This is a genomic window from Streptococcus sp. 'caviae', from assembly GCF_001937065.1.
Classification (GTDB): Bacteria; Bacillota; Bacilli; order Lactobacillales; family Streptococcaceae; genus Streptococcus.
The window spans coordinates 1-24,866 of record NZ_MOWR01000001.1 but is presented as its reverse complement, the minus strand read 5'-3'; the positions used below and the strand labels follow the sequence as shown (position 1 = coordinate 24,866).

The following is a 24,866-nucleotide window of genomic DNA, read 5'->3' as shown; positions in this document are numbered from 1 at the left end:
ACAGGTTGATTTATTTGATCTCGCTTTTCAGCAGTTATCAGACGAGGCGGCGTTCAAAGGGGTCATCGGAAATGCCCTGCTCGAGAATAAGAGCGGACCATTCCTTAGCGGAAAAGAGGCTGTGATCCTTGTAGTTCCCGCAGGATTCAATCGTTGTTCCGGGAACGTCTTCCCAAGAAGTAGCCTGGACGATTTCTTCTAAACTGGACTTGATAACCTGGGCAATTTCTGTTGTCGTGTGCCGGCCCCACATAATGAGATGAAAACCGGTGCGGCAGCCAAAAGGAGAGCAGTCAATCATACCGTCAATCCGTTGGCGGATAAGCTTAGCCAGCAAATGTTCAATCGTATGAAGGCCGGCGGTTGGGATGGCATCTGCATTGGGCTGCACCAAACGAATATCGAAGTTGGTAATCACATCTCCCTTTGGACCCTGATCTTCTGAAATGAGGCGGACATAGGGGGCTTTTACGGCTGTATGGTCCAGTTCAAAACTTTCAACAATAACTTTTTTAGACATAATAATCTCCTTTGTCAATTTACGATAATCATATCATAAATTAGGAAATACTGCTGATAATTTTATTGTAGAAAATAATATTTTATGATAAACTATAATTTGGATTTTCTAATTGAAATCCAATAAAATTTTTGAGGTAAGACATGTTAAATATTCTTTTAGCACTTGTTTTCTCCCTCATTGGTTTGGTTATTGGCTATGTTGTTATTTCAGCCCGATTAAAAAAGGCTAAAGAAACGGCAGAGCTGACTCTTTTAAATGCAGAACAAGATGCTGTCAATGCTCGGAGCAAGGCGGAAATGGATGCCGAGCATATTAGGACAACAGCAGAACGTGAGAGTAAGGCCTATAAAAAGGAATTGCTTTTAGAAGCAAAAGAAGAGGCTAGAAAATATCGCGAAGAGATTGAAAAAGAATTTAAATCTGAAAGACAAGAGCTCAAGCAAATGGAGGCACGTTTGACTGAACGTGCAAGCTCTCTTGACCGTAAAGATGAGAATTTAAGCAGTAAAGAACAGTTGCTTGATAGCAAAGAGCAAAGTCTGTCCGATAAATCTAGACATATTAATGAGCGTGAGCAACAAGTTGAACAATTAGAACTGAAGAAAACTGAAGAGCTGGAAAGAGTAGCAGCTCTAAGTCAGGAACAAGCGCGTGGTATTATTCTTTCTGAAACAGAAAAGAATCTGTCCCACGACATTGCTAACCGCATCAAAGAAGCTGATCGCGAAGTGAAGGATAAGGTTGATAAGACCGCTAAAAATCTATTGGCTCAGGCCATGCAGCGCTTGGCAGGAGATTATGTTACAGAGCAGACAATTACGACTGTCCACCTGCCTGATGACAGTATGAAGGGACGGATTATCGGTCGTGAAGGCCGCAATATTCGCACCTTGGAAAGTCTGACGGGTATTGATATTATCATCGATGATACCCCTGAAGTTGTTGTTCTATCAGGCTTTGATCCTATCCGCAGAGAAATTGCGCGCATGACCTTGGAAGCTCTTATTCAGGATGGCCGCATTCATCCGGCTCGGATTGAAGAATTGGTCGAGAAGAACCGTTTGGAAATGGATAACCGCATCCGCGAATACGGTGAGGCAGCTGCCTTTGAAATCGGCGCTCCAAATCTTCATCCGGATCTGATTAAATTGATGGGACGTCTGCAATTCCGTACGTCTTATGGTCAAAATGTCCTGCGCCATTCGGTTGAAGTTGGTAAATTAGCTGGACTTTTGGCAAGCGAGCTGGGTGAGAATGTTGATTTGGCCCGCCGCGCAGGCTTTCTTCATGACATTGGAAAAGCTATTGACCGTGAGGTTGAAGGCAGCCATGTCGAAATCGGGACAGAATTTGCCCGCAAGTATAAGGAACACCCAGTTGTTATCAATACAATTGCCAGCCACCACGGCGATGTTGAACCAGAGTCGGTCATTGCTGTTCTGGTAGCTGCAGCAGATGCTCTCAGCTCTGCCCGCCCCGGTGCCCGCAATGAGTCCATGGAAAACTACATCAAGCGTCTGCGTGATCTGGAAGAGATTGCAACAAGCTTTGAGGGAGTTCAAAACAGTTATGCCCTTCAGGCAGGACGTGAAATCCGCATCATGGTAGAACCTGCCAAACTGTCTGATGATGATGTAACTATCATGGCTCATAAAGTGCGTGAAAAAATTGAAAACAATCTGGATTATCCAGGCAATATTAAGGTTACGGTCATTCGTGAACTGCGTGCCGTTGATTACGCTAAATAACAATGAGCTGCTGCCTTAGTAGGCCCCTGCAGAGCAAACTAAAAAAACAAAGAGGCTGGGACACAGATGTGCCCGGCCTTATTAACTGCACTTGTTTGTCTGTCAAAGACAAAAAACCTTCTGGGAAAGCAGACTGCTCAGGCTGAACTTTCTTGGTGGCTGATTCTTAGTCTTGGTGCGGTTTGGCTGGCATTTTGCCTGCGAAAACGGGCAAAATTTTCTTGATAAACAGGTGGCTTTTTGTTAAACTAGAAACAGAAACTTTAAGGAGCTAAAAATGTCTGAACGTGGTTTGCTAATCGTTTTTTCAGGACCTTCCGGTGTCGGCAAGGGGACTGTCAGGCAGAAAATTTTTTCAACACCTGACCATCAGTTTGAATATTCGGTTTCAATGACAACGCGTCCGCAAAGACCCGGTGAAACTGACGGTGTTGATTATTTCTTTCGGACACGTGAGGAATTTGAGGAGCTCATCAGACAAGGCCAGATGCTGGAGTATGCGGAATACGTCGGCAATTATTACGGAACGCCCTTGGCTTATGTCAATGAGACGCTTGACAGGGGAATTGATGTTTTCTTGGAAATTGAAGTTCAAGGAGCGCTTCAGGTTAAGCAAAAAGTTCCGGACGGTGTCTTTATCTTTCTGACTCCCCCGGATTTAGCCGAATTAAAAGATCGTTTGGTAGGCCGCGGAACGGACAGTCAGGAAGTTATTGCCCAGCGTATTGAACGTGCCAAGGAAGAAATAGCCTTGATGCGGGAATATGACTATGCTGTGGTTAATGATGAAGTTGAACTGGCTGCAGAGCGCGTTAAGCATATTATCGAAACAGAACACTACCGCGTTGAGCGCGTCATCGGGCGCTATGATAAAATGATTAAAGAAGAACTGCCCCTAAGATAAATTAGAAAAGAGAAGAAAGACCTATGATGTTAAAACCTTCGATTGATACTTTATTAGATAAAGTACCGTCAAAATATTCCCTTGTTATGCTGCAGGCGAAACGTGCCCATGAGCTTGAAGCCGGCGCCAATCCGACACAGGAATTTTCATCAGTGAAGCCAACCCTCCAAGCGCTTGAGGAAATTGAATCAGGCAATGTTGTTATCCATCCTGACCCGGAAGCTAAGCGGGCGGCGATGCGTGCCAAAGCTGAAGCTGAACGTCTGGCTAAGGAAGAAGAAGAGCGTAAAATCAAGGAACAAATTGCTAAAGAAAAGGAAGAAGAAGGTGAAAAAATCTAAGGTTGGCGGCAATCTTAGATTTTTCATGTTTGAGGTAGATGATGGTAAAAATTGCAGAGGTTATTGTGGATGTGCCTTTAATGCAGACGGATAAGCCTTTCTCTTATAAAATTCCGGAAGAACTGTCATCGGTCCTTGCGGCAGGTTCGCGTGTTCATGTTCCTTTTGGCAGAGGAAACCGTCTTTTGCAGGGTTTTGTGGTCGCTATTACCGAAGGAGACGATGAGCAGTTAAAGTCTTTGGCAGAGGTTTTAGATGCAGAACCGGTGCTCAATCAGGAGCAGCTCCTGCTGGCTGATCGGATGCGCAAGACGGTTTTTTCTTATAAGATTTCGATTTTGAAGTCGATGATTCCCAATCTTTTAAATTCGAATTACGACCGGCTCTTGAAAGCTCAGGACGGCTTGTCTCAGGCAGATAAGGCCCTGATTTTTGCAGGCAGGGAGCAAATTCATTTCTCGCAGCTAGACAGAGAAGCTCAGCTGAAAAGTCTGCGCTTGATTCAAGCTGGCAAAATTGCTGTTTCCTACATTGCCAAAGATAAAAAGAACATTAAGACACAAAAGTATTATGAAGTTGATGTCGAAAAATTAGCAGACTTAACTGTCAGCAAACGGGCTAAAAAGCGGCAGGAGCTGAAAGATTACCTTCTCAGCCATCCGCAAGGTCAGGCTCTCTCGGGACTGACACGTCTTTTTTCGCGGGAAGTGGTTCATTATTTTATTGCAGAGGACATTCTGAAGATAAGAGAGGTAGAAGTCAATCGCAGCGATGCTTACTTTGAAGATGTCACCCAGTCTGATTTTTTGGACTTAAATGAAGAGCAGCAGTCAGCTGTTGAAACCATTACGGCTGCTATTGGCCTAGGCAGCAAGCCTTACTTGTTAGAGGGCATTACCGGCAGCGGGAAAACAGAAGTTTACCTGCATGTGATTGACAGAGCCTTGAAGATGGGAAAGACGGCCATCGTTTTGGTGCCGGAAATTTCGCTGACGCCGCAGATGACCAACCGTTTTATTTCTCGTTTTGGCAGTCAGGTGGCCATCATGCACTCAGGTCTATCTGACGGTGAGAAATTTGATGAGTGGCGCAAGATTAAATCCGGTCAGGCCAAGGTTGTTGTCGGTGCACGTTCGGCTATTTTTGCCCCTGTGGAAAATATCGGTGCCATCATTATTGATGAAGAACATGAAGCAAGCTATAAACAAGAGTCAAATCCGCGTTACCATGCGCGTGATGTGGCCCTGCTGCGGGCAGACTATCACAAGGCGGTGCTTGTTTTAGGCAGTGCTACGCCCAGTATTGAAAGCAGAGCCAGAGCCAGCCGCGATGTTTATCAACTGCTGAGACTGTCCAGGCGGGCTAACCCGTTGGCTCAGGTACCTAAGGTAGAAATTGTTGATTTTCGTGATTTTATAGGCCGGCAGGAAGTAAGCAATTTAACGCCGGTATTGATTGACAAGATCAAAGAGCGTTTGGCTAGACAGGAGCAAGCGGTGCTCATGCTCAACCGGCGTGGGTATTCCAGCTTTATCATGTGCCGGGACTGCGGCTATGTGGATAACTGCCCTAACTGTGACATTTCTTTGACCCTGCACATGGACACGAAAACCATGAACTGCCATTACTGCGGCTTTTCTAAAAGCATCCCGCACAGCTGTCCTAACTGTGAGAGCAAGAAGATTCGCTATTACGGTACCGGAACGCAAAAAGCTTACGACGAGCTGCTTCAAGTGCTGCCAACTGCCCGGATTTTGCGCATGGATGTTGACACAACCAGAAAAAAAGGTGCCCATGAAAAAATTCTCACGGCCTTTGGCAGAGGAGAAGCAGATATTCTTCTGGGCACTCAGATGATTGCCAAAGGTCTTGACTTTCCTAATGTTACCTTAGTGGGGGTTTTAAATGCAGATACTTCTTTGAATCTGCCTGATTTTCGCTCCAGTGAGCGCACCTTTCAGCTCTTAACCCAAGTGGCCGGCCGAGCAGGGCGGGCTGATAAGCCCGGTGATGTTTTGATACAGACCTATAATCCCAATCATTATGCCATCCAAATGGCTAAGAATCAGGATTATGAAGCCTTTTATCGCCGGGAAATGGCTATTCGCCGCAGTTTGGCCTATCCGCCTTATTATTTTACCGTAGGCCTGACCCTGTCGCATAAGGACGAGCAGGAGGCTGTCAAAAAATCTTATGAAGTGGTAGCTCTTCTTAGAGCCGAGCTGACGGATAAGATTAAAATTTTGGGCCCCACACCCAAGCCTATCGCCAGAACACACAATCTCTACCACTATCAAATTATTATTAAGTATCGCTTCGAAGAGCATCTGGAGTCTGTTTTGAACCAGATTCTGGATTTAACGCAGAAAAAAGAAAACCGCGATTTGCGTTTGATTATTGACCATGAACCGCAGAGCTTTATGTAAAAGGTTTGCAATCTAATAATGTTAATGAGGTTAAAATGACAAAATTAATTTTTATGGGGACGCCCGATTTTTCAGCAACTGTTCTTAAAGGCCTGCTGGCAGACGGCCGTTATGAGATTGCAGCAGTTGTCACTCAGCCAGACCGAGCTGTCGGCCGCAAGAAAGAAATCAAGATGACGCCTGTCAAGCAAGTAGCTTTGGAGCACGGGCTGACCGTTTACCAGCCTGAAAAACTGTCAGGTTCTCCCGAAATGGCTGAACTGATTAATATAGGAGCCGATGGCATTGTCACGGCTGCCTTTGGCCAGTTTTTACCCATGAAGCTGATTGACAGTGTTGGTTTTGCTGTCAATGTCCATGCGTCGCTGCTGCCCAAATACAGAGGCGGAGCTCCTATCCATTATGCCCTCATCAAGGGAGATAAGGAAGCTGGCGTGACTATTATGGAAATGGTTAAAGAGATGGATGCCGGTGATATGGTGGCCAAGGCCTCAATACCGATTACCGATGAGGACAATGTTGGAACGCTGTTTGAAAAATTGGCAACTGTCGGCCGCGATTTGCTTTTAGAAACCCTGCCTGCTTATATTGCCGGGGATATCACTCCTCAGCCGCAGGATGAGAGTCAGGCCACCTTCTCACCCAACATTAGGCCGGAAGAAGAGCGCATCGACTGGAACAAATCAGCTCGGGAGATTTTCAATCAGGTGAGGGGCATGAATCCGTGGCCCGTTGCCCATACGCTTTTAAATCAGCAGCGCTTTAAAATCTATGAGGTAGAAGAGGCTGAGGGTAGCGGCAAGCCGGGCGAGATTATTGAGAAAACGAAGAAAAGTCTGCTTGTAGCTGCGGGTCAGGGAGCCCTGTCTTTAAAAACAGTGCAGCCGGCAGGTAAGCCAAAGATGGCTGTTGCTGACTTTTTAAATGGTTTGGGTCAAAAACTTAAAGTGGGTGATTATTTTGGAGAGTAAGCAACAGTTGGCCCGAAGCGGCGCTCTTACTGTTTTGACGGATGTTTTTGATAAGGGAGCTTACAGCAATATCGTCCTGAATCATTATCTGACAGCGCACCGCCTTTCTAAAAAGGATAGAGCCCTGCTGACCGAGCTTGTCTATGGAACGTTAACGCGGAAAATTACTCTGGAGTGGTACCTGTCTCACTATATTGCAGATCGTGAAAAGATTGATACCTGGGTTTATTATCTGTTAATGCTCAGCCTTTACCAGATTCTTTATCTGGATAAAATTCCTGAGCATGCCATTGTTAACGATGCCGTAACGATTGCCAAAAAGAAGCATAAGGGAGCTGCCAAACTGGTCAATGCTGTTTTGAGGCAGTTTTTGCGGCAGGAAATTCCAGATATAAAAGCGATCAAGCGAAAAAACAAGCGTTATTCGGTTGAATACTCGCTGCCAGTCTGGCTGGTTAAAAAAATAATTGATGAATTCGGTGAAGACCGAGCTCTTGCCATTTTCAAAAGCCTCTTAATCCGCAGCAAGGCCAGCATCCGTGTGGTCAATCCGGCTGAATTAGAGGCTATTAAACAGATAACCGGCGCCAGCAGATCGTTACTGTCTCCTGTCGGTCTCGTTAAAGCAGCCGGCCATTTTAGCGACAGTGATCTTTTCAAAGAAGGAAAAATTACTATTCAGGATGAGAGCAGCCAGTTAGTCGCGCCAACTTTAAAACTTCAAGAAGACGATATCGTTCTTGATGCCTGCAGCGCTCCTGGAGGCAAAGCTGTTCATCTGGCTTCTTATTTGAAAAGCGGTCAGTTGACCGCCTTAGATTTGTATGATCACAAATTAAAATTAATTGAGGACAATGCTCGGCGCCTCGGCCTATCAGACAAAATAAAAACGCAAAAGCTGGATGCCAGAAAAGTCCACGAGCAATTTGCCCCGGATACGTTTGATAAGATTTTGGTGGATGCTCCTTGCTCAGGTATAGGTCTTATCAGGCGCAAACCTGATATTAAATACAACAAGGACAATCAAGACTTTGCCAGCCTGCAAAGAATCCAGCTGGCAATTTTAGATAGTGTTTGCCAAACTATAAAAAAAGGTGGTATAATAACATACAGTACGTGTACCATTTTTAAAGAAGAAAATCAGATGGTACTTAAACAATTTTTGGATAACCATCCGAATTTTGAACAGGTCAAATTATATCATGAGAAAGAGGATATTGCTGTTGATGGCTGCCTTGTGATTACGCCTGAGCAATATCTGACAGATGGCTTCTTTATCAGCCAAATAAAGCGTATTTCATAGGATTTAGAAGGAGGCTGACTTTGTCAGACAAGGAACACATGAAAATTTCTCTTTTTACAGATATTGGGCAAAAACGCTCCAATAATCAAGATTTTATCAATAAATTTGATAATCGTTCCGGAAATACCCTAATCGTATTAGCAGATGGTATGGGCGGGCACCGTGCCGGCAATATTGCCAGTGAAATGACGGTTACCGACTTAGGCCGCGAATGGGTTAACACTGACTTGACTGACTTAGGTCAGATCCGTGACTGGCTGGTCAGCAACATTGAAACTGTTAACCGCCGTATTTACGAGTTAGGACAGACAGAAGATTTTCAAGGAATGGGAACGACAATCGAAGCTTTGGCTGTTGTAGATAACAATGTCCTTTTTGCCCATATCGGCGATTCACGCATCGGCTTGATTCATGATGGTGTTTACACTCAATTAACGAGCGATCATTCCTTGGTCAATGAATTGGTCAAAGCCGGCCAGCTGACTGAAGAAGAAGCAGCCAGCCATCCGCAAAAGAATATCATCACCCAGTCTATCGGTCAGGCTAATCCGGTAGAACCCGATCTTGGCATTCAAACCTTAGAACCGGGAGACTATCTGCTGGTCAACAGTGACGGCCTGACTAATATGATTTCTAATAAAGTTATTGTCAATGCCTTGAGCGATGACAGTAAAAACCTAGATGAAAAAGCCAGATATTTAATTCAATTGGCCAACGATGCGGGCGGTCTTGATAATATCACCGTTGCTTTGGTCCACGCCGAAAGAGAGGGAGATGAATGATTCAGATTGGCAAATTATTTGCTGGTCGTTATCGAATTCTCCAGTCTATCGGACGAGGCGGGATGGCCGATGTTTATTTAGCTAATGATTTGATTCTGGATAATGAGGAAGTAGCCATTAAAGTGCTGCGAACCAATTATCAAACAGATCAGGTCGCTGTGACGCGTTTCCAGCGGGAAGCGCGGGCCATGGCAGAGCTGAATCATCCTAACATTGTTGCCATTCGTGACATTGGAGAAGAAGACGGTCAGCAGTTCCTTGCAATGGAATATGTTGACGGTGCTGACTTGAAAAAATACATTCAAGATCACGCCCCTTTATCGAATGCTGAAGTTATTCGTATTATGAAAGAGGTTCTTTCCGCAATGACTCTTGCCCACCAAAAGGGTATTATTCATCGGGATCTGAAACCTCAAAATGTACTTTTGACCAAGGACGGGACGGCCAAAGTAACAGACTTTGGGATTGCCGTGGCCTTTGCCGAAACCAGCCTGACACAGACAAATTCAATGCTGGGCAGTGTTCATTACCTGTCTCCTGAGCAGGCGCGCGGTTCAAAAGCAACGGTTCAAAGTGATATCTATGCGATGGGTATCATGCTTTTTGAAATGCTGACCGGACACATTCCTTATGATGGTGACAGTGCTGTGACCATTGCCCTGCAGCATTTTCAAAAACCGCTGCCGTCTATCATTGCTGAAAATAAAAACGTTCCTCAGGCTTTGGAAAATGTTGTCATCAAGGCAACGGCCAAACGTTTGACGAATCGATATACTTCAACAGAAGAGATGCTGCGGGATTTAAGAACCTGTCTGCAGCCCAGCCGCAGCCGTGAAAAAAAGTTGGTCTTCAATGATGCTGCGGATACCAAACCGCTGCCAAAGCTTGAACAGGCTGCCACAGCCGCTTCGGCTGCCCAGTCCTTAAAAAATAAGGCGACAAATCCGGATAAGCCGGCCAGTCAGCCTAAGACCAAACCCAAACTTCAGGATAAGCCTAAAAAGAAGGGACGCTTTTTATCCCGCTTCTTCAAGCTTTTCTTTGCCTTGGTTTTTATCGGCATTATTATTTTAGCCTATCTGATTTTAACTAAGCCGAGTACTGTTTCAGTGCCCGATGTTTCTGGGAATAAGCTGTCAACGGCTAAAACAATCATCAGAAATTCAGGCTTAAAAGTTGGCCGGGTTCGTAAGATTGAAGATGACAGTGTGAGTGATGGCAAGGTTGTTCGCACGAATCCAAGCGCAGGCACTAAGAAGCGCGAAGGATCCAATGTTGATATTTTTATCGCCAGCTCCAAAGGTTTTAAGATGGAGGACTACACTGGTCAAAATTACCAAGATGTTATTGATAACTTAACCAATAATTACGGTGTATCCAGGAAAAAAATTGCTCTGAAAGAAGTGTCATCAGATGAGTACAGCGGCGGAACAGTAATTAGCCAGTCGCCTAAAGCTGGGAAGACTTATCGTTCCGGCAGCGGTAAAAAGATTACTCTCAGGGTTGTTGAGATGACTATGCCGAATCTTAAAAACACAACCTATGAGGAAGCTGTTAATACGTTAACAGCTATGGGCATTTCATCAAAACGTATAAAGGTTTATGATGCCAGCGATTACTCAACAGAGATTTCATCGCCAGCCTCATCGGCTGTGGTTGTAGGCCAAAGCCCTTATTACGGAGAGATTGTCAGCCTGTCATCAGATGACGATGTCATTCTCTATGTTTCGGAATCGGGTGGAACCGATACCCATCCGTCATCGTCTGAGGCAACCGAGGAAACAACAACTGTAACAGAAGAGACAACGGAAGCAACAACAGCTGATACGACTGTTGAGTCATCCGTCTCAGAATAATGATTAAATATAAAAGGGAGAAGAGATAGCAGATTCTGACATTTCTTCTCCTTTTTGACTGCCGGTAAGCAGATGAAATTTATCGTGAATTTTGGTACAATGACTAAGAATTATAAGACTTGAAGGTAACCTATGCGAAAATTCCAATTTTTTCTAGTGGTTGAAACCATTTTAATTGCTTTGGCCTTTATGACCATTTTGTCCAAAGATTTATCGAGTTTCATCCTGATTCTGGTAATTACGCTTTTAGCCCTGAGATTTTATCATCTGGGCAGTAAAAATGATTTTCTGCTGACAGCCAGTTTGCTGCTGCTTTTTCTGATTTTCATGCTGAACCCCTACACCATTGCTGCGGTTCTTATGGGAATCCTCTATGTAATGACCAATCACTTTGCCCAGGTTAAAAAGAAAAATCGTTACGCTTTATTAAGGCTGCAGGAAGAAGGGCTCAATGTCATCAAGAAACCACACCAATGGATTGGCAATAATGAGTATATCGAGACCGATTCTTACGCCTTTGACGATATTAATGTCATTCGGATAAGCGGCAGCGATGTGATTAATTTGAGTCAGGTGATTATGATGGGACAGAACAATCTTGTCATCATTCGCAAGGTTTATGGACCGACCAAGATCTTAGTTCCTATTGATGTTGCTGTAAAGCTGGATGCCAGCAGTATTTATGGGAGTGTCCGCTTCTTTGATTCGCCCGAGTATGACCTGCGCAATGAGAGCATTAAGCTGGCAGACAGCAGGCAGGATCTGACCAAGTCGGTTAAGATTATTGTAAATGTCATTGCAGGGATAGTGGAGGTGGAACGTATATGAGAAAACGAACCATTTTCATGATTTTCCTCTATGCTGCGGTTACCGTTATCTCTATTGTTTTTGTCATCATTAACAGCCTCAATCTTGACCTAACTGATTTACTGAAAGACTGGGTTGTTATGGAGCAGTTTATCCTGTCGCTTCTTGCAGCTTTTATTTCCCTGACCTTTCTGTTACTGCTGGTGTGGATGATTGTTGATGATAACAGTAAAAGGCACTTAAATCAAAATTTAAGGCGGATTTTGCTCAATCAAACCATCAATCAGGAAAACGACACCGAGCTTGGCAAGAATGTCAACCGCTTATCCAATAAGATGCAGCAGCTGACCAATAATCTGCAAAAAACAGAGAATGCCTATATTACCAGCAGTCAGGAAATCGTCAAAAAAGAGAGAAAGAGAATTGCCCGGGATCTGCACGATACGGTCAGCCAGGAGCTGTTTGCTTCTTCCATGATTCTGTCAGGCGTTTCGCATAATCTGGAACAGTTAGAAAAGGATCAGCTGCAGACCCAGCTTTTGGCTGTTGAGGATATGCTGAACAATGCTCAAAATGATCTGCGGATTCTGCTCCTGCACCTTCGTCCCACTGAGCTGGAAGGAAAGACGCTGTCAGAAGGGCTGGCTATGATTATTAAAGAGCTGACAGATAAAAGCAATATTGAAGTCGTTTATAAAGAAAATATTACTAAACTCCCCAAGGCGATTGAAAGTAATTTCTTTCGCATTGCCCAAGAATTTATCAGTAATACGCTGAAACATGCTAAGGCAAGCCGCATAGAAGTCTATCTGTACCAAACGCCTTCTGAGGTTCAGCTCAAAATGATTGACAACGGTATCGGTTTTGACATGGATGCCGTTCGCGATCTGAGTTACGGACTGAAAAATATTGAAGACCGCGTCAATGATTTAGCCGGAACAGTATCCTTCCTGAGTGCCAAGGATAAAGGGGTTGTTATGGATATTCATGTACCGATAATGAAAGGAGATGTTGATGAGTAAAATAAAGGTTATTCTGGTTGATGACCATGAGATGGTAAGACTGGGTCTGAAGAGTTTTCTTAATTTGCAGGCAGATGTTGAGGTTGTCGGAGAAGCCGGCAATGGCCGTCAGGGGATTGATCTGGCCTTGCAATTAAAGCCTGATGTTGTCGTCATGGATCTTGTCATGCCTGAGATGGATGGGGTTGAGGCGACGCTTGAACTTCTGAAGGAATGGAAAGACGCTAAAATTTTAGTGCTGACCAGTTATCTTGATAATGAAAAGATTTATCCTGTTATCGAAGCAGGAGCTAAGGGCTACATGCTAAAAACTTCCAGCGCTGCAGAAATTCTAAATGCCATCAAAAAAGTTGCTAAGGGTGATTTGGCCATTGAAACGGAAGTTGATAAGAAAATCAAAGCCCATCATGACAATCCTGACTTGCATGAGGACTTGACCGCTCGGGAAAGGGATATTTTGGAGCTGCTCGCCAAAGGCTATGACAATCAAACAATAGCTGATGAACTTTTTATCTCTTTAAAAACGGTCAAAACTCATGTGTCTAATATCCTGTCAAAACTGCAGGTGGATGATCGGACACAGGCAGTGGTCTATGCTTTTCAGCATCATTTGGTACCGCAGGATGACGATTAGTGTGTTATAATATTAAAAGAAATGAGTTGACAAGGGGTAAAGATGGATTCCGAATTAAAACGCAGGGCTAAAAAAGTTAAAGCTGTCTTTTTTGATATTGATGACACGCTTCGTATCAAAGACAGCGGCTATATGCCGCCGTCAATCACAACTGTTTTTGAAAGTCTGAAAAAGCAGGGCATCCTGACAGGCATCGCTTCCGGCAGAGCACCCTACGGTGTTGTTCCTGAAATCCGTGCTTTAGAACCAGACTTTTTTGTAACCATCAATGGTTCTTACGTGATTGACCATGAGAACAATGAAATTTTCAATGATCCTATTTCCAAGGATATCATTGAAAAATATGTGGCTTGGTGCAAGGAAACAGGCATTGACTACGGCTTTGCCGGTAAGGATAAGGCTGTTGTTTCAAGGCGTACTGACTTAGTCGACAGGGCGCTGGTTCCTGTTTACGGCCTGTGCGATGTTGAGCCGGATTTTTATCAAGAGCATGACGTCTATCATATGTGGACCTTTGAGGATGTTGGGGACAGCCTGCAGCTGCCGGCAGAGCTGGCTAAGGATATTCGTTTTGTCAGGTGGCATCCTAACTCATCTGATGTCATCAAAAACGGTGTCTCCAAGGCCTCAGGTCTCGCTCATGTGTTAAAAAGCGTTCATTTAAAACCCCAGAATGTCCTTTTCTTTGGTGATGGACTGAATGATTTGGAAATGTTTGATTATGCCGGCATCACCGTTGCTATGGGCAATGGCCATGGTGATTTGAAAGAAAAGGCTGATTTTATTACAAAAAATGTAGAAGAAGATGGCATTTTATATGCATTGGAGGAATTAGGTTTGACAGAAAAAGAAGTACAGTTTCCGCAGTTAAATGTGAATAGTATTAATGTTCCCACAGCAGTTATTAAGACTAATCACGGTGATCTAACAGTAAAATTATTCCCAGAACAAGCACCAAAAACGGTAGCTAATTTTATTGGACTGGCTAAAAACGGTTATTATGACGGTGTTATTTTCCACCGGATTATCAAGGATTTTATGATCCAAGGCGGTGATCCAACCGGTACCGGTATGGGCGGAGAGTCTATTTACGGACAGCGTTTTGAAGATGAATTTTCAGAGGAGCTGTATAACCTTCGCGGTGCTCTGTCAATGGCAAATGCAGGTCCAAATACCAACGGCAGTCAGTTTTTCATTGTTCAGAATCAAAATTTCCCTTACAGTGTTGAAGAATTAGAGCGCGGCGGCTGGCCGCAGGCCATTGCAGCTGCTTATGCTGATAATGGCGGTACACCGCACCTTGACCGCCGGCACACTGTTTTTGGCCAGCTGGCTGATCAAGCTTCTTACGAGGTCCTAGATGAGATTGCGGCTCTTTCTACAGACGGTTCAGATCGTCCGCTGACAGAAGTTGTCATTGAGACCATTGAGGTGACTGACGATGAAGATCGGTGATAAGATAAGGGGTGAAATTACCGGCATCAAACCCTATGGCGCTTTTGTTCAGCTGGCAAATGGCTCAATAGGGCTCATCCATATTTCTGAAATTAAAACGGGCTATATTGATAATATCTACCGAACCCTGTCTGTAGGCGAGGAAGTCCTTGTTCAGGTTGTTGACTATGATGAATACAGTCAAAAAGCCAGTCTGTCCCTGCGCACTCTGGAAGAAGAAAAACACCATTATCAGCACCGGCATCGTTTTTCCAACAGCCGTCTGCACATTGGCTTTAAGCCCTTAGCGGACAATCTGCCTGTCTGGATTGAGGAAAATCTTGAGTATTTAAAACAGGATCAGCAGAAAGATGACCACATTTAAAATTAAAAGCGACTAATTGCCAACAGTTTGAAAAATAAAAAACGTTCAAAAGATGGCTTACAAAATAAGAGAGCAGCATAAAATCAATTCCAGTGTGATTTTATGCTGCTCTCTTTAATTTGATGAAAAAAGCAATAAGCTTACCTGCTTAAACACAGGTAAGCTTACTGCCTTAATTTTATCTTTATCAGTCAAATTCATACAGTGCTGTTGAAAGGTAGCGTTCCCCGTTATCCGGTGCAATAGCCAGGATTTTTTTGCCTTTACCCAGCTTTTTAGCGACTTCAATAGCGGCCCAAACTGCGGCTGAGGCGGAGATCCCCAGAAGGAAGCCTTCTTTACCGCCAAAATTGCGGCCGGTTGCCAAAGCATCATCAGATTTAACACGGATAACCTCATCATAAGAATGGGTGTCAAGTGCTACCGGAATGAAACCAGTTGAGATACCTTGAATTTTGTGAGGACCAGGTTTGTCACCGGAAAGTACAGCAGATTCATCTGCTTCCAGACCGTAAATTTTAATATCAGGATTATCTTTTTTGAGAACCCGAGAAACACCAGTGATTGTACCGCCTGTACCGATACCGGCTACAAAAGCATCCAGTCCGTGTGAACCGAAGGCGTCTAGGATTTCCGGTCCTGTTGTCAGTTCGTGCGTCTTTGGATTAGCCGGATTATCAAATTGGAGAGGAACCCAGCCGCCGACTTCCTTAGCAATTTCATGAGCTTTGTCAATGGCTCCCTTGGTTCCGGCGCTTCCCGGTGTTAAAACAAGTTCAGCTCCGTAAGCCTGTATGATTTTACGGCGTTCAACGCTCATCGTTTCAGGCATGGTAATGATGACCTTGTAGCCTTTGGCTGCGCCTACCCAGGAAAGTCCGATACCTGTATTGCCGCTGGTTGGCTCAACAATAGTATCCCCAGGTTTTATAATGCCGCGTTTTTCAGCGTCTTCAATCATGTTCAGGGCGATACGGTCTTTGACTGAAGAACCGGGATTAAAGGCTTCAAGCTTAAGGTAAACATCAGCTGCACCCTCGGGAACAACCTTGTTGAGTTTAACAATAGGTGTATTTCCGATTAATTGGGTGATGTTATCGTAAATTTTTGTCATAATAAATATACCTCACAAAGTTTAATTTGTTTCCAGTATAGGCTGAAAAGCAGGCTTTGTAAAATATAAATTATTTATCACCGTGATAAATAAATCATATCACAGGAATTTCGACGATTTGGCTGCCAGAAATGCGGCTGCTAACTTTTCCTTGATAAAAATCATTCAATTGACGCTGAATCTTGTCAATATCCTCCTCATCAACATAAACAGTCGCAGTGACAGTGATGGCAAAATCAGTATCGTGCTCCTGCAGTCCGTGGGTGTTTAAGAAAGTTGCAAAATTCTGATACTGAGGATAGGTTAATTCCAGTTTTAGACCTGTCTGTTCTTTGACTTCGACCATTCCGACTGCCTTGACAGTATTGGCCACACTTCCCGAGTACGCACGGATAAGGCCGCCGGCTCCTAGTTTGGTGCCGCCAAAATAACGGGTGACAACAACTGCAAGATTAGTCAGGTTGTTTTTTTCCAGAACGCTCAGCATAGGAACTCCCGCTGTACCGCTGGGTTCGCCATCATCACTGGAGCGCTTAATATCACTGTTTTCTCCGATAATCATAGCAGAGCAGGAATGGCTAGCTTTATAATGCTCTTTTTTGATTTGAGCAATGAAATCGCGCCCTTCTGCTTCTGAGTAAATTCTTTTGGCCTGACAGATGAAGCGGGATTTTTTAATAATTTCTTCTGTGCTGCCGTTTTTAGCAATTGTACGATAGTTCATAGACAAAGTGTACACATTTTTTTGAAAAGGTGCAAGCCGGTTTTTATAACTTTTGACGAATAATAAAATTGATGGAGGATTTAAAAAATTATTATGGGCGTTTGTGGACAGAAAGCCAGTTAGATGACAGGTTAAAAAAGCATGCCCAAAGTATGCCGGCTATGACAGAGAAATTTCCTTATTTTATCTGCAACCGCTGCGGCAGCAAAAACAGCTCTGAAAACACTCTGCCTGACGGTTCTGTTTACTGTCGAGGCTGTCTGGTCTTTGGCCGTATCAGCAGCCAAGAAAAACTGTTTTACTTTGAGCAGCAGGCATTCCCTGAAATTCAGGCCTTGAATTGGCAGGGGCAGCTGACTCCTTTTCAGCAGGACGTTTCAGACGGTCTCAGAGAAGCTGTCAAAAATAAAGAAAATATACTTGTTCACGCCGTTACTGGGGCCGGAAAGACCGAAATGATTTACGAAACGCTGGATGATATTCTCAGACAGGGGAAGGCAGCTGCACTGGTCAGCCCTCGGGTTGATGTTTGCTTGGAGCTGTATAAACGTTTAAGCCGTGATTTTTCTTGCCCAATTAGCTTGCTGCATGCTCAATCAGAAGCTTATGAACGCAGTCCCTTAGTGATTGCGACGACTCATCAGCTTTTAAGATTTTATCAGGCTTTTGACCTTTTAATTGTAGATGAGGTTGATGCTTTCCCATTTGTTGATAACAAAATGCTGCACTATGCTCTAAATCGCTGCCTAAAATCTGACGGTGTCAAGGTGTATTTAACAGCCACTTCTACTGATAAGCTGGACAGGCAGATCAAGCAGGGTAAATTAAAACAGCTGCACCTAGCCAGACGTTTTCACGCTAAACCCTTGGTTGTACCTCAGAATGTTTGGCTGGCTTTTTCTCTGGAAAAATTAGACCGGCAAAAGCTGCCAGTCCGCTTTTTAAGCTATGTTCGCAAGCAGCGGCAGAGCCGCTTTCCTCTGCTGATTTTCTTTCCGCATATCGAATTGGGAATACTTTTTACAGAAGCTCTGAAAAAATATTTTCCAAACGAATCCATTGGTTTTGTTTCCAGTTTAAGCCCGGACCGCTTAGAAAAGGTTGATGGCTTCAGAAAGGGCCAGATTCAAATTTTGGTATCAACAACCATTTTAGAAAGAGGCGTCACCTTTCCAAATATTGATGTTTTTGTAATGATGGCTAACCACCGTTTATTCACCAAGACAGCCTTGATACAAATTGCCGGCCGGGTCGGACGCTCAGCAGATCGGCCGACAGGAACCTTGATTTTTTTCCATAATGGTCTTAACAAGGCAATAAAAATGGCCATTTCCGAAATTAAAGAAATGAATCGAAGGGGAGGTTTTACATGAATTGTCTGCTATGCCAGTCACCTTTTGAAAGGAGTCTGAGCTTTTCTTCTGTCTTTTTCCTGAGTGCTGGCCAAGAAGCGGTTTGTTCCAGCTGTTTTGCTAAGTTTCAGCGTATTTCGGACAGCCATTGTCCTGCTTGCTGTAAAAATGATATGACTACTTATTGTCAGGACTGCCTTTACTGGCAAAGCAAGGGACAGGCGGTCAACCACAGAGCTCTCTTTTGTTACAATCAAGCCATGAAAGATTACTTTAGCACGTATAAGTTCCAAGGAGATTATCTCTTAAGGAAGGTTTTTGCGAGGCCTGTCAAGAAAGCTTTGAGAAACAGGCAGGGCTATACTTTGGTTCCTATTCCCCTCAGCCGCTCCAGCTTAAGCAGCCGCGGATTTAATCAGGTAGAAGCTTTTTTAGATGAGGCAAAATTACCCTACAGCCAAATATTAGGAAAAAAGGACAGTATGAAGCAATCGAACAAAACACGTGAGGAGAGGCTGTCCAGCCAGCAATTTTTTTATTTAAGAAAGGTTAAAGCATTACCTGCTAAGGTTATCTTAGTGGATGATATCTACACTACAGGTGCCACTATTCAGCTGGCCAGTCAGCTATTGCGTGAAAACGGCGTGAAAACAATAAAGTCCTTTTCTTTGGCACGATGACAAAAAAGCTTGCAAATTTTCATGAAAGCGATATAATAATAATGAAGAAAGCGCTTATCTAAAGCGTAAGAAAAGAGGTAGCTTATGATTAAATATAGTATTCGTGGCGAGAACATTGAAGTAACAGATGCGATTCGCAACTATGTTGAGTCTAAACTCAAAAAAATCGAAAAGTATTTTAATGCGGATCAAGAATTAGATGCGCGCGTCAATCTAAAAGTATATCGCGAAAAAACGGCTAAGGTTGAGGTTACTATTCCTCTCGATTCAGTCACTCTTCGTGCCGAAGATATTTCTCAGGATATGTATGGGTCAACTGATTTAGTTGTTGATAAGATTGAACGTCAAATCCGCAAGAATAAAACAAAAATTGCTAAGAAACACCGTGAGAAGAAACCGGCATCTCATGTTTTTACAACTGAGTTTGAAGCAGAAGAAATTGAAGAAACACCAGCAGTAAAAGTTGTGAGAACAAAAAATATTACATTGAAGCCAATGGATATTGAAGAAGCCCGTCTGCAAATGGATCTTTTGGGACATGACTTCTTTATCTACACAGATGCTAATGACAACACAACCAATGTCCTTTATCGCCGTGAAGACGGAAATCTAGGTGTTATTGAAGCTAAATAAAATATGACAGTCATTAAGGCTGGAACCGAGGGTTCCGGCCTTTTTATATGATTTATTACCACACATGAGCTCAGCTGCCCATCGGTTGCCAACTGGGAGAAAGGTTGAAACCGGCAGTTATTTAAATGAGATTGACAGGGATAAAATCATAGCTTATTTTCTTTGAAGGGATGGCGAAAACCCGCTTAGATACTGCTGTTATCACCTTGTCAGATTAAAAATGTCATGCTATAATTTATTTTATTATGTAATATTTTTGTAAGGAGATTGACATGAATAAGGAAGACTGGGTGGATTATTTTGAGGCCATCAATGGACGTGAGCCGTCTGCCAGAGAGGTTGCAGAGGCTCTGGCTGCCGGAGAATTTCAGAATGCTGCCGAAACTGATGCTGAAAAAAGCGAACTGGTTCAAGAGTCTGACCAAAGAGTGACAGAAGCAGCTGAAGCTGAGCCAGCCCAAAGTTCACAGCTTGAGCAGGAACTTGCTGCAAATCAGGCTAAGGCTCAGACAGAATCGCATCAGCAGGTTGAACAGTTAAAGAAAAAGGGGAAAAGTTATTTTGTTTGGTTTTGGGAAGGCCTAAAAAGACCGGAGGCGCAGTCATCAAACAGTCAGCTTGCTTATGGACTGGTGACACTGGCTCTTGCAGCGCTTTTTCTGGCTGCTGGTTTAGTCAACTATATTAATAGAATTTTTACCTCAATTATTAATATGACCATCGGCGGTGAGAGTTTTAAAATTAATGAGCCGGAAGCTTTTTCGGTTGTTGAAGATGCTGTACGTACCAATTTTGGTCTCAGTAAGATAATAGTGGTTGCAGTTATTGTTTTCATTGCTTATGTTATCGTAACTGCTGTGCCGGCTTTAATTCATAAATTTGCTGCTAAATCCCAAGAAAAAGTGACTTTCTTATGGGGAAAACTTATTGCTTACACACCGCTTTTAGCAGTGCTTAACCTGCTTATCTTTTTGCTGACTTTCTTAACTTCAAATAAGTTGGTTGTGTCCAGCAGATATTCCTATCAAATCGTATCATCTTTTAGTTCTGTCGGTTCTGATCCTTTTGAAGGGCTGTCATCGGTTTCGCATTTGATTAAAGAAGTACCGGCTATTCGCTCTATTCAAACTGTATTTATATATTTAGCTCTCTTAAGTGTTGTTAGTTTGGCTGTTTTGATTGTAGCCTTTTTAGCAAATATCAAGGTTTCGCTGGGAAGTCTAAACAATTTTTATGTGCGCCTGCTTGCATTGCTTGTTTTTATGCTGATTATTTTCTTCACGACTAAATCAATTGCAGCCAATCTCTTAGGCGGACTGGACGGCATCAAAGATTCATTGACAAAATTATATTAAATATAGGATGATACTATGGCAAGCAAAGAAAAATGGGTAGAATTATTTGAAAAAGTTATCGGCCGTAAGCCGACCGCACAAGAGTTTTTAGAAGGCAAAAAGGCTGATTTTGATTTAAAAGATATTAAGAAAATAGCACATGTCCCTCTAGGTACAGCAGAATCCTCGGAGATAAATTCTCCAGCCGTTCCTGTGGAAAATTTAAATGAAGCCGGCAAAGCTTCTGCTGAATCTGAAGGTGAAGGAACAGAGAAAGTCCATGCATCAAAATCACCTGCTGCTGGTGCTAAAAAGCTCCCTAAACAATTGTGGGTACAGGCTTTTGAAAAACAGTTTGGCCGCAAGCCAACTCCGGATGAATTCCTTTTTGCGAAAAGTCAGCATTTTGATGTAGCTAAAATCAGCCAATCGGCAGAGACTAAGCCCATCAGTCAGCCGGCAAAACCAGCTGAAAAGTCTTGGTCAAAAGGTAAGAAAATGTTAGCTGCGCTAATGATCCTTCTTTTACTGGCGCTTGGAGCAGGATATATCTATGGCAATCAGTATTTTTCACGTGAAGCTGTCGCCGAAAGGTATCTGAAAGCTGCCAATCATAGTTTTACTAAAGCCCTGGCATTTGAAGTATGGAGTGATACTGAAAAGCCAATCAAAAAATCAGAATTAACTTATAGAAATTCTGAGGAAAACAGGACGCTGAAGATGGATGACCTTATGTCTGATTACCGGCAGCTGAAAAATGTGGGCAGAAAGTTCCTTGTTTTCCCTGACTGGCGTGTTGCTGTCAAACCTGTTTCAGCCACAGTATCTGTCAACACCAAGGGTTTGGAATTATTTGTTAATCATAAGAGAATTGCCAAAACTGACAGCGATTCTTACACTAAAACACTGTCACGGCTTTATCCGGGAACCTATAATTTCCTTGCTAAAGGAGTAATATCCGGTCAGAAACTTGAAGTTTCATCCGAGGAAACGATTACCAATAATGTAAAAGTTAATTTAAATGTAAAATATCTCAGTTTTCAGGTTAACAGTAATCTTACTGATGGTGATTTGTATGTAGGCAGCCGAAAAATCGGCAAACTGCATGATGGCAAATATAAAGTTTCAAAATTAGCGGTCACAGATGCTTCCAAGATTTATGTTCAAAAATCATTCCCCGGGAAATCGCCCCTGAAATCCGAAACACAGTCAATAGAAGATATCTATGATGGCGATACCGTTACTCTGGATGCCGACGGTGTTCTTGACCGTGATACTGCGGATTCACTGATTACAGAAGCTTACCGCAAAATGAGTTCCTATGCTTCTTCACAAACAACACCGGATGATCTGGATGATGTGTTTACCGGCGGAAACAATAACAAATTCTATCAAGATGTCAAAAATACGATAGATACGAATACCACCGGTGCTAAAAATCGAAGTGCGGACTCCATCACATTTAGCGATGTTGATGTTACCAAGGTGACTCAAACCGGACCAACAACCTTTTCGGTTGAATTTACGGTAATCTATGATTTTTACTATGGCTATAACTCAGAACACGACTCATCAGGAGACATCATTCAAAAGTTATCATGGTCAGCTCTTGTTGAATATGTTGGCGATGACAAAAAGGATGACAGCTATTCTTATAGTACTTATGATGATTACCGCATTACTTCCGGCAATGGCAAATCAAGTGTTCTAAGCACTAAAAATACGGTAGACTAAAAAATCACTGCAATCTAGGAAAAATTATTTCTTTATTTAAAAAAATGTCTTCTTGAACCCGAGATGCTAGTATCTCGGATTCTTTTTCTACCATTTGTCAAGTCTATCAACGGTTTTGAGAACTATTTTTTAAAGATATAGTAGATGTTTAAAGTCTACTGTATCTTTTTAAGTTGTTTAAATCTAAAAAGTGTACACTAAAACAACACCTTATTTTGTGATTTTTTTGATAAGGTGTTACAATAATAGTGCATAACCCCTTTATTGATTTTTGGTTGAAGTATAATCGTAAAGTTTGTTATGCGTTATGAGGTAATACATTGTCCGAATGAGACGATGTATGGAGGCAATCGTGTGCGGCTTAGTTGAAGTCGTTTGCGATTGTCTTTTTCGTTTCTCATAAAAGTCTGCGATATGGCAAGGATTGGTGTGACTGGCTGAAGCGATATTGTGAATGCATTTGAAAAGAATCTTTCTGGCATAAGGGTTGCCGCGTTTGGTAATGTGTTCCTTAGCGAGGAAATTTCCAGATTCATAGTGCCTAAGATCAATGCCGATAAAGGCGTTGATTTGATTGGCAGAATGAAACCGACGAATGTCACCGAGTTCACCAATAATGCTTGTTGCAGTTGTTTCAGCGATACCAGGAATAGAAGAGAAGGATCTCATACTCAGGTAAGGGTTGAGCTAGTTCTACCATTTCGTCTAAGATTGTTTGTCTCTTTTCAGAAAGTCTAAGCAATTCTTTTGCATAGTAACGGATCTCTTCGAACATTGGAGAGGTTTTCTTAACGGCACAATAAGACTGATTGGCTAGTGCTGTCAGCTTCTCTGCTAAGTAAGCGACACGCTTATCAGAAATCCGTTTTGAAGTGGACTGAAGGATGCTCTCCGAGAGCTCATCTTTGCCTACCTCAAGCACGAAGTCCTTGCAAGGAAACGCAGTAACTAAGTTCCAGTATTGTTCCCCAGTTGGTGTTGACAAGATATTTTCCAATTCAGGGAAAGCGACCTGCAAGACCTTGTGCAGACGATTTTTGGTCCGAACAATGTCCTCAGTCAGATTCTGATAGAAACGGCTGAGATCCCGCAAGTTTTGGTAGACTTCTTCTTGGACATAAGTCGGTTTACGATTCAGCACAAATTGAGATTGAGCCAGTTTTTCAGCGTCAATTTGATCGGTTTTCCGTACACGCAAGCTATCCAGTTGCTTCTTAGCTAAGTCGTGTGTAAGCATAGCCATTATCTTCTAGAAAAGCTTGGAGACGGCGAGAGTAGACACCTGTTGCTTCAAAGATGATTTCTGGCTTGTGGACGGTTCTCAAATCGCCAAGTAGCCGAGCAAAGCCAATGGCATCATTGGGCATGGTATAGCCATGAACCTTCTCGCCGTTGACTAGAATAGCCACTTCTGAACTTACCTTACTCACGTCAATCCCAAATACTACTCGCATGCTATTACCTCTTTGTCTTGAATGATTCCTTGTTTTAGTGATGTCATTTTCAATACGCGACGTCTGGCGTCCCACATACTTTGATAACATTCTTCCTAAAACAGGTGTCTTGCCAGTTTTTATTACGACGTCTAGCGTCAAAAGAACCCTCGACTTAACAAGACACCTCTACTTTATCATCTTGAGAATGAAAAAAGTAGTGAGTACTCTCTCCCGTCGGAGATTTCCTCACTACTAATCTTAGTATGTTTTTATAGAAATAAACTCTTGACACAGTGGTTGGGTGACTGGTTATGTCAGTTTTAATCCCCCCCTCTTCACAGTTCATTAGGTCCTTTAACACCATCGACCACTGCTGGAATTATTACGTCATCAGGTCTTCATCAGCGTGGAAATGGAGAGGCCAAATATTTAAGTGATAAAAAAGGTAAAAAAAGGTGTTGACAAAAGAGAGCTGAGCTGATAGAATATAGTAGTTGCCTCAATACGAGGGAAGCCCTTTGAAAACTGAACAAGACGAACCAAGTGCGGGTTGGGAGACCAACCTGTCAAGAAATAAATCTGTCAGTGACAGGAATGAGTGAGAGCTCAAACTATGAAGAGAGTTTGATCCTGGCTCAGGACGAACGCTGGCGGCGTGCCTAATACATGCAAGTGGAACGCACGATTAAACCGTAGCTTGCTACACCATAATCGTGAGTCGCG

Annotated in this window: 21 protein-coding genes, 1 rRNA gene and 1 pseudogene; 19 read left to right on the top strand and 4 right to left on the bottom strand. The window is 43.0% G+C overall.

Annotation, left to right across the window (positions count from 1 at the left end; all coding sequences use genetic code 11):
• Window positions 1–37: 37 nt before the first annotated feature.
• The gene (locus tag BMI76_RS00130; protein ID WP_075345618.1) at window positions 38–520 is read right to left on the bottom strand and encodes an S-ribosylhomocysteine lyase; all 483 of its coding nucleotides are present in this window, start codon (window positions 518–520) and stop codon (window positions 38–40) included.
• A gap of 143 nt (window positions 521–663) precedes the next feature.
• Here BMI76_RS00130 and BMI76_RS00125 point away from each other — a divergent pair, with 143 nt between their 5' ends.
• From BMI76_RS00125 to BMI76_RS00065, 13 genes are all read left to right on the top strand, one after another.
• On the top strand, window positions 664–2,271 hold the full coding sequence (locus tag BMI76_RS00125) for a ribonuclease Y (protein WP_075345617.1): 1,608 nt from the start codon (window positions 664–666) through the stop codon (window positions 2,269–2,271).
• Window positions 2,272–2,548: 277 nt separating this feature from the next.
• A complete protein-coding gene (gene gmk, locus BMI76_RS00120; RefSeq protein WP_075345616.1) occupies window positions 2,549–3,175 on the top strand; it encodes a guanylate kinase in 627 nt (208 codons plus the stop codon).
• A 23-nt stretch (window positions 3,176–3,198) separates the two neighbouring features.
• Entirely contained in the window at window positions 3,199–3,516 is a 318-nt protein-coding gene (rpoZ, locus tag BMI76_RS00115) for a DNA-directed RNA polymerase subunit omega (RefSeq protein WP_075345615.1), read from the top strand.
• 41 nt (window positions 3,517–3,557) lie between these two features.
• Window positions 3,558–5,942 carry a primosomal protein N' gene (locus BMI76_RS00110; protein WP_075345614.1) on the top strand — a complete coding sequence of 795 codons (2,385 nt, stop codon included), beginning with the start codon at window positions 3,558–3,560 and terminating at the stop codon, window positions 5,940–5,942.
• Window positions 5,943–5,977: 35 nt separating this feature from the next.
• Window positions 5,978–6,913, top strand: coding sequence for a methionyl-tRNA formyltransferase (fmt, locus tag BMI76_RS00105; RefSeq protein ID WP_075345613.1), 936 nt, complete (start codon window positions 5,978–5,980; stop codon window positions 6,911–6,913).
• Window positions 6,867–8,216: a 16S rRNA (cytosine(967)-C(5))-methyltransferase RsmB gene (gene rsmB / locus BMI76_RS00100; protein WP_075345612.1), complete on the top strand. Its 1,350-nt coding sequence runs from the start codon at window positions 6,867–6,869 to the stop codon at window positions 8,214–8,216. The genes fmt and rsmB overlap by 47 nt, the downstream gene beginning before the upstream one ends.
• A gap of 38 nt (window positions 8,217–8,254) precedes the next feature.
• The gene (locus BMI76_RS00095; RefSeq protein ID WP_075345948.1) at window positions 8,255–8,998 is read left to right on the top strand and encodes a Stp1/IreP family PP2C-type Ser/Thr phosphatase; all 744 of its coding nucleotides are present in this window, start codon (window positions 8,255–8,257) and stop codon (window positions 8,996–8,998) included.
• Window positions 8,995–10,854, top strand: coding sequence for a Stk1 family PASTA domain-containing Ser/Thr kinase (gene pknB, locus BMI76_RS00090; RefSeq protein ID WP_075345611.1), 1,860 nt, complete (start codon window positions 8,995–8,997; stop codon window positions 10,852–10,854). The genes BMI76_RS00095 and pknB overlap by 4 nt, the downstream gene beginning before the upstream one ends.
• 132 nt (window positions 10,855–10,986) lie before the next feature.
• Window positions 10,987–11,682, top strand: a complete 696-nt coding sequence (gene liaF, locus BMI76_RS00085; protein ID WP_075345610.1) for a cell wall-active antibiotics response protein LiaF — start codon at window positions 10,987–10,989, stop codon at window positions 11,680–11,682.
• The gene (locus BMI76_RS00080; RefSeq protein WP_075345609.1) at window positions 11,679–12,683 is read left to right on the top strand and encodes a sensor histidine kinase; all 1,005 of its coding nucleotides are present in this window, start codon (window positions 11,679–11,681) and stop codon (window positions 12,681–12,683) included. Before liaF ends, BMI76_RS00080 begins: the two co-directional genes overlap by 4 nt.
• Entirely contained in the window at window positions 12,676–13,317 is a 642-nt protein-coding gene (locus BMI76_RS00075; RefSeq protein WP_075345608.1) for a response regulator transcription factor, read from the top strand. The genes BMI76_RS00080 and BMI76_RS00075 overlap by 8 nt, the downstream gene beginning before the upstream one ends.
• Before the next feature lie 42 nt (window positions 13,318–13,359).
• Entirely contained in the window at window positions 13,360–14,772 is a 1,413-nt protein-coding gene (locus BMI76_RS00070) for a bifunctional Cof-type HAD-IIB family hydrolase/peptidylprolyl isomerase (protein ID WP_075345607.1), read from the top strand.
• Window positions 14,759–15,136 (top strand): S1 RNA-binding domain-containing protein, encoded by a 378-nt coding sequence (locus BMI76_RS00065; RefSeq protein WP_075345606.1) that lies wholly within the window; start codon window positions 14,759–14,761, stop codon window positions 15,134–15,136. Before BMI76_RS00070 ends, BMI76_RS00065 begins: the two co-directional genes overlap by 14 nt.
• A 187-nt stretch (window positions 15,137–15,323) precedes the next feature.
• Here BMI76_RS00065 and cysK read toward each other — a convergent pair whose 3' ends face one another.
• Window positions 15,324–16,250 (bottom strand): cysteine synthase A, encoded by a 927-nt coding sequence (gene cysK, locus BMI76_RS00060; protein WP_075345605.1) that lies wholly within the window; start codon window positions 16,248–16,250, stop codon window positions 15,324–15,326.
• 94 nt (window positions 16,251–16,344) lie between these two features.
• Window positions 16,345–16,974: a YigZ family protein gene (locus BMI76_RS00055; protein ID WP_075345604.1), complete on the bottom strand. Its 630-nt coding sequence runs from the start codon at window positions 16,972–16,974 to the stop codon at window positions 16,345–16,347.
• Between the two features lie 71 nt (window positions 16,975–17,045).
• Here BMI76_RS00055 and BMI76_RS00050 point away from each other — a divergent pair, with 71 nt between their 5' ends.
• From BMI76_RS00050 to BMI76_RS00030, 5 genes are all read left to right on the top strand, one after another.
• Window positions 17,046–18,347, top strand: a complete 1,302-nt coding sequence (locus BMI76_RS00050) for a DEAD/DEAH box helicase (protein WP_075345603.1) — start codon at window positions 17,046–17,048, stop codon at window positions 18,345–18,347.
• Window positions 18,344–19,006, top strand: a complete 663-nt coding sequence (locus BMI76_RS00045; RefSeq protein WP_075345602.1) for a ComF family protein — start codon at window positions 18,344–18,346, stop codon at window positions 19,004–19,006. Before BMI76_RS00050 ends, BMI76_RS00045 begins: the two co-directional genes overlap by 4 nt.
• Window positions 19,007–19,090: 84 nt before the next feature.
• A complete protein-coding gene (hpf, locus tag BMI76_RS00040; RefSeq protein WP_075345601.1) occupies window positions 19,091–19,639 on the top strand; it encodes a ribosome hibernation-promoting factor, HPF/YfiA family in 549 nt (182 codons plus the stop codon).
• A 272-nt stretch (window positions 19,640–19,911) separates the two neighbouring features.
• Window positions 19,912–20,994 carry a hypothetical protein gene (locus BMI76_RS00035; protein WP_075345600.1) on the top strand — a complete coding sequence of 361 codons (1,083 nt, stop codon included), beginning with the start codon at window positions 19,912–19,914 and terminating at the stop codon, window positions 20,992–20,994.
• A 15-nt stretch (window positions 20,995–21,009) separates the two neighbouring features.
• Window positions 21,010–22,707 carry a zinc ribbon domain-containing protein gene (locus BMI76_RS00030; RefSeq protein WP_075345599.1) on the top strand — a complete coding sequence of 566 codons (1,698 nt, stop codon included), beginning with the start codon at window positions 21,010–21,012 and terminating at the stop codon, window positions 22,705–22,707.
• Window positions 22,708–22,968: 261 nt separating this feature from the next.
• On the opposite strand, the pseudogene BMI76_RS10525 reads toward BMI76_RS00030, so the two are convergent.
• Window positions 22,969–24,161, bottom strand: a pseudogene (locus BMI76_RS10525) (IS110 family transposase).
• A gap of 594 nt (window positions 24,162–24,755) precedes the next feature.
• Between BMI76_RS10525 and BMI76_RS00005 the strand changes: the two are divergent.
• Window positions 24,756–24,866: ribosomal RNA gene (locus BMI76_RS00005) — 16S ribosomal RNA — on the top strand; the annotation flags it as partial.